8 protein-coding genes are annotated in these 9,203 nt (G+C 73.9%); 6 read left to right on the top strand and 2 right to left on the bottom strand.

Features of this window, described 5'->3' with window-relative positions:
* Together SM793_RS35665 and SM793_RS35670 are read right to left on the bottom strand one after the other, a co-directional pair.
* Positions 1 to 464, bottom strand: a 464-nt coding sequence (locus tag SM793_RS35665; protein ID WP_320443294.1) for a Gfo/Idh/MocA family protein, incomplete at its 3' end; no start/stop codon positions are given.
* A complete protein-coding gene (locus tag SM793_RS35670; RefSeq protein WP_320443295.1) occupies positions 461 to 1,453 on the bottom strand; it encodes a transglutaminase domain-containing protein in 993 nt (330 codons plus the stop codon). The genes SM793_RS35670 and SM793_RS35665, both read right to left, overlap by 4 nt.
* Before the next feature lie 552 nt (positions 1,454 to 2,005).
* Between SM793_RS35670 and SM793_RS35675 the strand changes: the two genes are divergently transcribed.
* From SM793_RS35675 to SM793_RS35700, 6 genes are all read left to right on the top strand, one after another.
* Positions 2,006 to 2,899 (top strand): glycosyltransferase family 8 protein, encoded by an 894-nt coding sequence (locus SM793_RS35675; RefSeq protein WP_320443296.1) that lies wholly within the window; start codon positions 2,006 to 2,008, stop codon positions 2,897 to 2,899.
* Between the two features lie 64 nt (positions 2,900 to 2,963).
* Entirely contained in the window at positions 2,964 to 3,215 is a 252-nt protein-coding gene (locus SM793_RS35680; RefSeq protein ID WP_320443297.1) for an acyl carrier protein, read from the top strand.
* Positions 3,216 to 3,260: 45 nt separating this feature from the next.
* A complete protein-coding gene (locus SM793_RS35685) occupies positions 3,261 to 4,646 on the top strand; it encodes a long-chain fatty acid--CoA ligase (RefSeq protein WP_320443298.1) in 1,386 nt (461 codons plus the stop codon).
* On the top strand, positions 4,643 to 5,305 hold the full coding sequence (locus SM793_RS35690) for a hypothetical protein (RefSeq protein ID WP_320443299.1): 663 nt from the start codon (positions 4,643 to 4,645) through the stop codon (positions 5,303 to 5,305). The genes SM793_RS35685 and SM793_RS35690 overlap by 4 nt, the downstream gene beginning before the upstream one ends.
* Positions 5,306 to 5,449: 144 nt before the next feature.
* Positions 5,450 to 7,351, top strand: coding sequence for an ABC transporter ATP-binding protein (locus tag SM793_RS35695; RefSeq protein ID WP_320443300.1), 1,902 nt, complete (start codon positions 5,450 to 5,452; stop codon positions 7,349 to 7,351).
* The gene (locus tag SM793_RS35700) at positions 7,348 to 9,162 is read left to right on the top strand and encodes an ABC transporter ATP-binding protein (protein ID WP_320443301.1); all 1,815 of its coding nucleotides are present in this window, start codon (positions 7,348 to 7,350) and stop codon (positions 9,160 to 9,162) included. The genes SM793_RS35695 and SM793_RS35700 overlap by 4 nt, the downstream gene beginning before the upstream one ends.
* Positions 9,163 to 9,203 lie beyond the last annotated feature (41 nt).

Genomic DNA, 9,203 nt, shown 5'->3' on the forward strand with positions numbered 1-9,203 from the left:
CGTCCCCGCCCCCCCCGGGGGGCGCGGCCCCCCCGCCCGCCCCCCACGCCGGGCTGAAGGCTGCGGGACTGACTGACCATCAGCAGTCGGTCGTGGCGCTCGGCAGCCCTGGTCAGCTCGGCCGCCTCGTAGGCGTCCATGGCGAAGGGCTTCTCGGTCAGCACCGACAGGCCGCTGCCGAGGGCTTCGGTGATCACCGAGCGGTGGACCTGCGGCGGGGTGGCGTTGACGCAGGCGTCCGCTGCCACTGCGGGCAGCGCGTCCAGCGCGGTGCCGACCGGAAGCTCCGGCAGCCGCAGGCGCAGCGCCAGCCCGCGCGCCCGGCGCGGATCGGCATCCACAATCCCCGCGAGCCGGCACCGGGGGTGCCCGTGCAGCGCCCGGGCCCAGGCCTGGCCCATCGCACCGGCGCCCACCAGGACGATCCGGACCGGCCGGTCCGCGTTCCGCGGTCGGTCGCTCATGAGGCGTCCGCCTCGGCCCAGTGGGTGGCGAGCGACAGCGGGGCGCAGGCCCCGTGATGGGTGGTCAACCAGAGGTGGTGGTTGCTGACCCGCGCCGTGCAGCTCCCGATCGACCGGTGGGACGGCCATTCCTTGGGGTCGAGCAGTGACCAGTCGCCGAGTAGGTTGAGCAGGTGCGGGTCGAAGGCGTGCCACTCGCCGCCGTCGAGCACCTCCGTCCAGGCGTGGATGATCGAGTAGGGCGCGGCGAGGAAGAACCCGAAGCCGTAGCGGGCGGCCAGCCCGAGCCGGCCGGCCTCGCGGGTCAGGTAGAGGGCGGCCAGGTCGCAGTCGGCCAGGCCGGTCTCGGCCAGGAAGCCGAGGTCGGCGCGGAGCGGCTCCGGAAGCAGCTGGAAGTGCAACGGCCGCAGCAGACCGGCGACCGCCTCGGGCAGCCGCCCGGTGGACTCGGTTGCGGTGGCCCGGTGGCGCAGCTGCCCGAGAGTGGGGACGGCCGCCGGGGTGTAACCGTCGAGGAAGCGCAGGGCTTCGCTGCGGGTGTACTCACACTCGCCGGGGTGCCCCGGCTGCGGGCAGTGCGCGCGCACCTCGACCTCGAAGGTGCCGGCGGCCGCGCCGGACGCGGTGCGCAGCGATTTCGCCCAGCCGCGCATGGCCAGGGTGCGCGCGTTGGGCAGGCGCAGCGCCAGCGCGATGTTGGCCAGGTCCACGCGGTCGAAGTAGTCGACGCCGTAGCGGATTTGGGAGGGCAGTCCGGCCTCGCCGAGCTCCTCGATCAGGTCCGGGCCGATGCCGTGCTCGCGGGCCGCCTGACGCCCGTCCTGGCGGAACTCGCGGTACCGGTCGGGCACCAGGCGGACCCGGGCGACGGCCTCGGCGAGCCGGTCGGCCGGCCCACCCGTCGCTGTTGCTGTCGCCGGCGAGGGCAGGGCGGCGGGATCGGGAGCGGGGAGCGGCCGGTCAGCCCGTGCCGTCCGAGGCCGTGTCATGACTCCCTCGATTCTCGTGACGTGCCCGAACGCGAGCGGTGTCCGCGGCGGGAAAGGGATGGTGAGCAGGTCCGGTGTGCGGCGCGCCTCGCATGGCAGGGTCCGGGTCGCGGGGTCTGCGCCGGCGCGATCCGGCTCGGTGTTCCGGCGGGTCCGCGATCCGGCCCGTACTTCCGGACTGCGTGGACCGTGCGGAACACCGGAGCGGGCTATCGGAGTGCGTGGACAGTGCTATCCGTGATCGTTCACGTGACCGTTCACGGAACTATGGCTCAGGCCACGGGAGCTGTCAATCAGTCAGTTCGGATGACGACCAACCCGTCCGCGAATGCTGCACAAGCGGTTGTTGACAGCGGCGGACGGCCCGGATCATAGTTTCCGGGAAGGTTCACGTGATCGCTCACGGGGCTCGCCGAACAGTCAGCCGACGCAGGTGGAGCCGTAGTTGCGACACCAGCCGCGTCATGGGGCCGGTCGGCGGAGCCCGGCGGTGTTCGCTGCGGAACCCATCCTTTGCCGTGAATCCGGGGGAGAGCGCCTGTGCCCGAAACAATGCCTTCGAACGACGGAGAAGCGACCCGCCTGGTCTTCGCCATCGACGAGTCCTACAGCCTCCCGCTCACCGTGGCATGGCACTCGCTCCGTGTGTCGAATTCGGAATTGACGGATCGTCTGTCGATCGACGTGCTCTACGAGGAGCTTTCACCGCCGACGATCGAGCGGCTGTGGTGGCACGCGGAACTTCTCGGCCTGCGGGTGCGGCTGCGCCCCGTCCGGCTGGAGCCGATCCGCTACCCGACCGCGTTCGGCGGGGCCCAGGCCAACTACCTGCGCCTGGTCATTCCCGAGCTGTACCTCGACGGCGAGCGGATCCTCTACCTCGACGCGGACCTGGTCGTCCGCGGGGACCTGCGTGCGCTGTTCGACACCGGGCTCGACGGCCGGCCGATCGCCGCCGTGCGGGACCCGCTCAACCCGGTCGTCGGACGCGGCCGGGCCCTGCCCGGCTGGTCCAAGCTCGGCATCCCGCCCGAGCAGGAGTACTTCAACTCCGGAGTGCTGCTGATCGATCCGGCCCGCTGCCGGGAGGAACGGCTGTTCGCCCGGGCGGTCGAGTTCATCGCCGCCCACCCGGAGCACATCCGACTCTGGGACCAGGACGCACTCAACTGGGCCGCGGCGGACCAGTGGAAGCGGCTGGACCCGCGCTGGAACGCCTTCCCGCTGTCGGCGCTGCTCCGGACCCCCTGGGTCCGTTACACCACGGAGGACCTGGTGCCCCTGCAGGACCTCGTCCGGCTGGAGGAGACGGCCGCGGTGCTGCACTTCGCGAGCCCGGCGAAGCCCTGGAAGAACCTGCTGCCGGACGGGCCGGCCGCCGACGCGTACCGCGCGCTGCTGACGGCCGTGCGCGACGCCGAGCTCGGGTTCACCGCCACGGCCTGAACGCGGACCCGCCCCGGCTCCACCCCCGCCCCACCACACCCAACCAGACAGGTGGTCACTAGGAATGGCAGAACGTCAGCACATCCTTGACGCGATCTCGCTGCGCCTGCGGGAGGTGATTCCCGCGCTGCGCGACGCCGCCCCGGAAGCCGACACGGACCTGCGCGACCACCCCGAGTTCGACTCGCTCGGCGTCCTGGAACTCCTGGTCTGGATCGAGAACGAGTTCTCCCTCACGATCCCCGACGAGGAACTCACGGTGGAGAGCTTCAGCACGCCCGCGAAGATCGCCGACTACATCGTCGCGCGAGGCTGACCGACCCGGTCCGCCCCCAGCCGAAACCGCACTCCAGGAGCCGTCATGATGTCGCCGGGAATCTTCGCCGCGGTCGCCGCGGCCGCCGGCCGCGCCACCGATCCCGCGCTGATCACCGGCGACCGCTCGTGGAGCCGTGACGAGCTGCTGGCCGTGGCGGCGGAACTCTCCGAGGCGCTGCTCCGGCGCCACGCGGGCGGCGCCGTGGTCGTCGAGACCCGGGACCCGGTGGCGACGGTCCTGCTGACCCTCGCCGCGGACCGGGCCGGCCTCCCGCTGCTGCACCGCGACCCGGCGACCGGGGCGCGCCCGGCCGGGCCCGGCGCCGCGGTCCGGCCCGGCGCCGACGAGTCGCCGTACCTGGGGTCCGTTCGCGTTGCCGACGGCCCGGAGGCGGCGAGCGGCCTGCCGGCCGACGCGCAGGTGTTCTTCACCTCCGGCTCGACCGGAGTGCCGACGGCGGTCGTCCGGTCGAGCGCCGCCGTGCTCGCGGACGCCCGGCGGGTCGCGGACTTCCTCGGCTACCGGCCCGACGCGGCCGTGGTCTGCGTCGCGCCGACGTTCCACGCCTACGGCTTCAACTACGGCCTCCTCGGACCGCTCGTGTCGGGTGCCCCCGTGCGCCTGCTGCCGAGCAGGTGCCTGCCCTCGGCCTGCGCCGCAGCGGTGCGGGCGGTCGACGCCCGGACCCTGATCGCACTGCCGGCCCACTACGGCCTGCTGGCGCAGGGGGCCGGGCGGCAGGGGACGGTCGCCCAGGACCTGGCCCGGCTGAACGCCGCGGTCTCGGCCGGGGCCGCCCTGCCCCCGGCCGTTCGGCAACGCGAAGGCGGCATGGCAGAGTTGCCCCTCTACAACTGCTACGGATCCTCCGAAGCCGGCGCGATGACCCTCACCCGGGTCGAGCCCGGTCAGGAAGCCGGTGACCTAGGGGAGCCGCTGCCCGGCGTGCGGGTCCGGCTCACGGAAGGGGAGCTCCAGGTGCAGAGCTCCTCACTCGCCCTCGGGCGGTTCGGACCCGGGACCGGTGGCCGGCTGGTGCCCGTCGCCGGACCCGACGGGTGGTACCGCACCGGCGACCTGGCCCGGCGGTCGGTCACCTCACCGGACCGGCTGCTGCTGTACGGCCGAGCGGCCGCCGTCATCAACGTCGCCGGGGAGAAGGTCTCGCCGGCCGAGGTGGAACAGGTGATCGCCCGGCACCCCGGCGTCCTCGACGTCTCCGTCGCCGCCGAGGCCGACGAGATGCGCGGCGAGGTCCCGGTCGCCCGGGTCGTGTTGCGCCCCGGTGCGGTGCTGAGCGGTCTCGTCGACTGGTGCCGCGCCGAACTGGCCCCCCAGCAGATGCCGCGCACCTTCGAACCCGTCGACCGGATCCCGCGGTCGGCCACCGGGAAGGCGCTGCGCAAGCCGCCGCAGGACGACCGGTGAGCCCCGCCGGGCCTGCGGCGGGACAGCTCCCGGTCGACCGGTTGAGCGCGTTCGGCCGACTGCTCGTGACCACCGACGGAACCGTCACCACGCTGCTGGAGGAACTGCTCGGCGGGCCGATCCGGCTCGCCGGGCTGCGGCACGGCGGTCCGGCGCCCGCCGGGGCGCTGGCCGCCCTGGCGGACGGCCCCGGCCCCGGCACCGGCCCCGTGCTGACCCGCTCCACGCAGCTGGTCGCCGCCGGCTCCGGCACCACCCTGGTCCGCGCCCGGTCCGTGCTGTCGACCGACGCGCTGCCCGGACCGGTGCACCGCGACCTCACCACGACCAGCGAGCCGATCGGCCGGGTGCTGCGCCGTCGGCGGATCGAGACCTTCCGTGAACTCCTCTGCGTCCGCGTGCTGTTCGGTGGTGAGCGCGCCGACCCGCTGGACCAGGCGCATGCGTGGGCGCGGGCCCCGGGGTCGGGCCGCGGGCCGGACTGCGGGCCGAACCGTGGACCGGACCGGACGGTGACCGGTGCTCAGCGCGTCTACCGGGTGTTCATCGGTGGGCGCCCCGCGATGGTCGTGGGCGAGGTCTTCACCGCCGCCTGCCTGCACCTGGGTGACGCCCCGGCGCCGGGTCGGCACCAGTCCGCCGCAAAGGAGGCTACCTGACGTGCCACCGCGTGACGTGCCACCACGTGACGTGTCACCCCTTTACGTGCCGACCGGCGCACGCGCTGCCACTCGGGCGGCCCCCGGCGCCGTCCGGGAACCGTACCGACCGCCTCCTCCCCAGACAGGACCGACGAACCGCATGTGCACCCCCTTCACTGCGAGGCAGCGGTGATCGCCGCGATCCGGCGTCGGCAGGAGCCCGTCCTCTTCGCCTTCCTCACCCGGACCCACCTACGCTTGGGCATTGCCTGGTGGTGCCTGATCGCGAGCCGTGGCGCACTGCCGGCGGTCCTCGCCGTCCTGACCGGCCGACTGGTCGGGGCGCTCGACGTCGGCCGGTCCTACCTCGGCCCATTGGCGGCCCTCGGCGTCGCGTTCGTGCTCGTCCAACTGCTCGCCCCGGTGCACGCCCAGGTCAGCAGCAGCCTGGGCGAGCGGATGTCCGACCGGCTGCAGGACGTGCTGGCCGGCGCGTCGACCGAACCGCCCGCGCTCGCCCACCTGGAGTCCCGGGAGCTCACCGAACGCCTCACCCTCGCCAAGGACTTCGACCAGGGCATGTCCGGCCCGCCGATGGTCATCGCGATCGGGCTGATCGCCGGCGGCCTGGTCGAGGCGGCCGCCGGGCTGGCCCAGGCGGTGGTCCTGCTCGACTACAGCTGGTGGGCCGCCCCGCTGCTCACCGGCGCCTGGCTGTCCACGCACTGGCTGCTGCGTGAGAGCGGCTCCTGGGACCGGACCGAGGAGGAGGTGCTCGCGGCCCAACGCGAGGCCGACTACTCCTACCGCCTGGCGGTGGCCGCGCCGGCGGCCAAGGAGCTGCGGATCTTCGGGCTGAGCGAGTGGACCGTCGCCCGGTTCACCGCGCACCGCCGCAAGCTGGGCGACCTGCGCGGGCAGGCGACCCGGCTGCGGCGCAGGCCGGTGGGCTGGGCGGTGCTCGTCCTGCTGGCCGCCAACGGCCTGCTGTTCTGGTCGCTGGCCCAGCGTGCGACCGCCGGCGATCTGTCGGTCGGCCGGGCGGCGATGTTCGCCCAGGCCGCCCTCGGGGTCTCGGCCGTGGCCTTCGGCGGGATCAACTGGGCACTGCCGCCGACCGCCGAATCGGTCGCGACCGCGCTGGCCCTGCGGGAGTCCATGGCCGAGGTCGGCCGGCTGCCGTCGGGCACGAAGGCGGCGGCCGGCCTGCCCGCCGCCCGGATCCGGCTGCGCGGGGTCGAGTTCCGCTACCCCGGAAGCACCGGACCGGTCCTCGACGGGGTCGACCTGACGATCGAGGCGGGCACCTCGCTCGCCGTCGTCGGCGTCAACGGGGCAGGCAAGACCACGCTGGCGAAGCTGCTCTGCCGGCTGCACGACCCGACCGGCGGGGCCATCGAGGTGGACGGCACCGACCTGCGCGAGTTCGACCTGGAGTCCTGGCGCGGGCAGGTCGCGGCGGTGTTCCAGGACTTCCTCCGTTACCACCTGCCGCTGCGGGACAACGTCGCCCCGCTCGGAGCGGACGACGACGTGGTGGAGGACGTGCTGCGGGAGGCCGGCGGGCTCGGGCTCGCGCCGCTCGACACCGTCCTCGCCCGCGAGTACGAGGGCGGCACCGAGCTGTCCGGCGGCCAGTGGCAGCGGGTGGCCATCGCCCGAGCGCTGGCCGCCGTGCGCTCCGGGGCGGGCCTGGTGATCCTGGACGAGCCCACCGCGCAGCTCGACGTGCGCGGTGAGGCCGAGATCTTCGGACGCCTGCTGCGCGCCACCCGTGGCGTCACCACCCTGCTGATCTCGCACCGGTTCTCCACCGTGCGCCAGGCCGACCGGATCTGCGTGCTCGAACAGGGTCGGATCGTCGAACTCGGCAGCCACGCCGAGCTGATGGCCGCCCACGGCCGCTACCACGACCTCTACACCCTGCAAGCCTCCCGCTTCGACGAGCCGGCCGCCGACGGTATCGAATCGGCGGACGGCACCGAACCGGCAGACAGCCTGGTGCCGGCCACGCGCTCGGCCGGGAGCACCCAGGACGACCACGGACAGGAGGTCCGGCCGTGACCGCCGACGAACTCGACCCGCTGCCCGGAGCCTGGCGCTCCCTGGGCCGCTCGCTGCGCATGGGTTGGCGCTCCAGCCCCGCGATGATCGTCACGGCCTTCTGCACCGAGGTGCTCAGCGCCGTGCCGGATGCGATGTTCGCCTGGGGACTCACCGCCTTCGCGACCGCGGTGATCGCCCACAGCGGTACTCAGATCGCCGCCGGCTGCGGGCTCCTCGCCGCCATGGCGGCGGGCAACTGGCTGCTCGAGACGGTCAGTTCTCGGGTGAACCAGCGCTTCGCCGACCGGGCCGCCGTCGTCGTCGAGTCGCACATCGCCGAGCTGCAGGCCGGCGTGGCCACCATCGAGCACCACGAGCGGCCCGCCCAGCTCGACCGCATTTCGGTACTGCGCGACCACGCCTCGGCGCTCAGCGACCTGTACCGGCACCTGTTCACCCTCATCGGAGTGCTGCTCCGGGCGGCGATCACCCTGGGCCTGCTGGCCTCGGTGAACCCGCTCCTGGTGCTGCTCGGCCTCTTCCCGCTGCCGACGCTCCTCGTCTCGGGCCGGCGGGCCGCCGCGGAGAAGCGGGTGGAGGAGGCCGGCGCCCGGCACGGCCGGCTCGCCCGCCACCTGTTCCTGCTGGCCACCTCCGCGACGGCGGGCAAGGAACTGCGCGTCGCCCGCACCGGCCCGCTGGTCCGGCGCCTGCGGCACCGGGCCTGGGAGCAGGGCCACCGCCCGCTCGCCCGCGCCCGCTGGGTCAGCACCGCCTGGCAGGCCGGCGCGCAGGCCCTGTTCGCGGCGGCCTTCATCGCGGCCTTGGCCTACACGGCGGCGCACGCCGCGAACCGCACGGCCGCCGTGCTGCTCGTCCTCGCGGCGGGCAGCCGGCTCTCCGGGTACATCGGCCAGACCATGACCCAGCTGCACTTCTTCCGGACCATCTGGCTCGACTGCTCCCGCAAGCTGGCCTGGCTGGAGGACTACGCCGCGAAGCACCGGGCGGAAGCCGAGTGGTCCGCACCGGAGCGCCTGGCCGAGGGCATCCGGCTCGACGCGGTCACCTTCGCCTACCCCGGGACGGACCGCCCGGTCCTCGACGGGATCGACCTGCTGCTGCCGGCCGGAGCCGTGGTCGCGGTCGTGGGCGAGAACGGCGCCGGCAAGTCGAGCCTGGTGAAACTGCTGTGCGGTCTGTATCCGCCGACCTCCGGGCGGATCACCCTCGACGGCCAGGACCTCGCGCGCACCGACCCGGTCTCCTGGCGCCGCCGGGTGACCGGTACCTTCCAGGACTTCTTCGCCTTCGAGTTCCGGCTGCGGACCTCGGTCGGCATCGGCGACCTGCCGCGCGCGGACGACCCGGAGGCCGTCGGCACGGCGCTGGAGCGGGCCGGGGCGGACGACATCGCGCGGGCCCTGCCCGACGGAGCGGAGACCCGGCTGGGCGCCGGCTGGCCGCAGGGAGTGGACCTCTCGCACGGCCAGTGGCAGCGGGTCGCCCTCGCCCGGGGCTTCATGCGGGAACAACCGCTGCTCACCGTCCTGGACGAGCCGACCTCCGCGGTCGACGCCGAGACCGAGCACGCGCTCTTCGACCGCTACGCCGTGCTCGCCCGCAGCGGCACCCGGTCCGGCACGGGCGGGGTGACCCTGCTGGTGTCGCACCGCTTCTCCACCGTCCGGGCGGCCGATCTCATCCTGGTGCTGAACGGCGCCCGCGTCACCGAGTTCGGCACCCACGACCAATTGATCGCACTCGGAGGGCACTACGCACAGCTGTACGGGATCCAGGCGGAGGCCTATCGAACCGGTCTGCGGTAGGGCGCGTCCCGCGCCCCCCCCGGACTCGCCCCCGCGCCCGC

Origin of the sequence: Kitasatospora purpeofusca, from assembly GCF_034043715.1 — a bacterium.
In the GTDB taxonomy this organism is placed as follows: domain Bacteria; phylum Actinomycetota; class Actinomycetes; order Streptomycetales; family Streptomycetaceae; genus Kitasatospora; species Kitasatospora purpeofusca_A.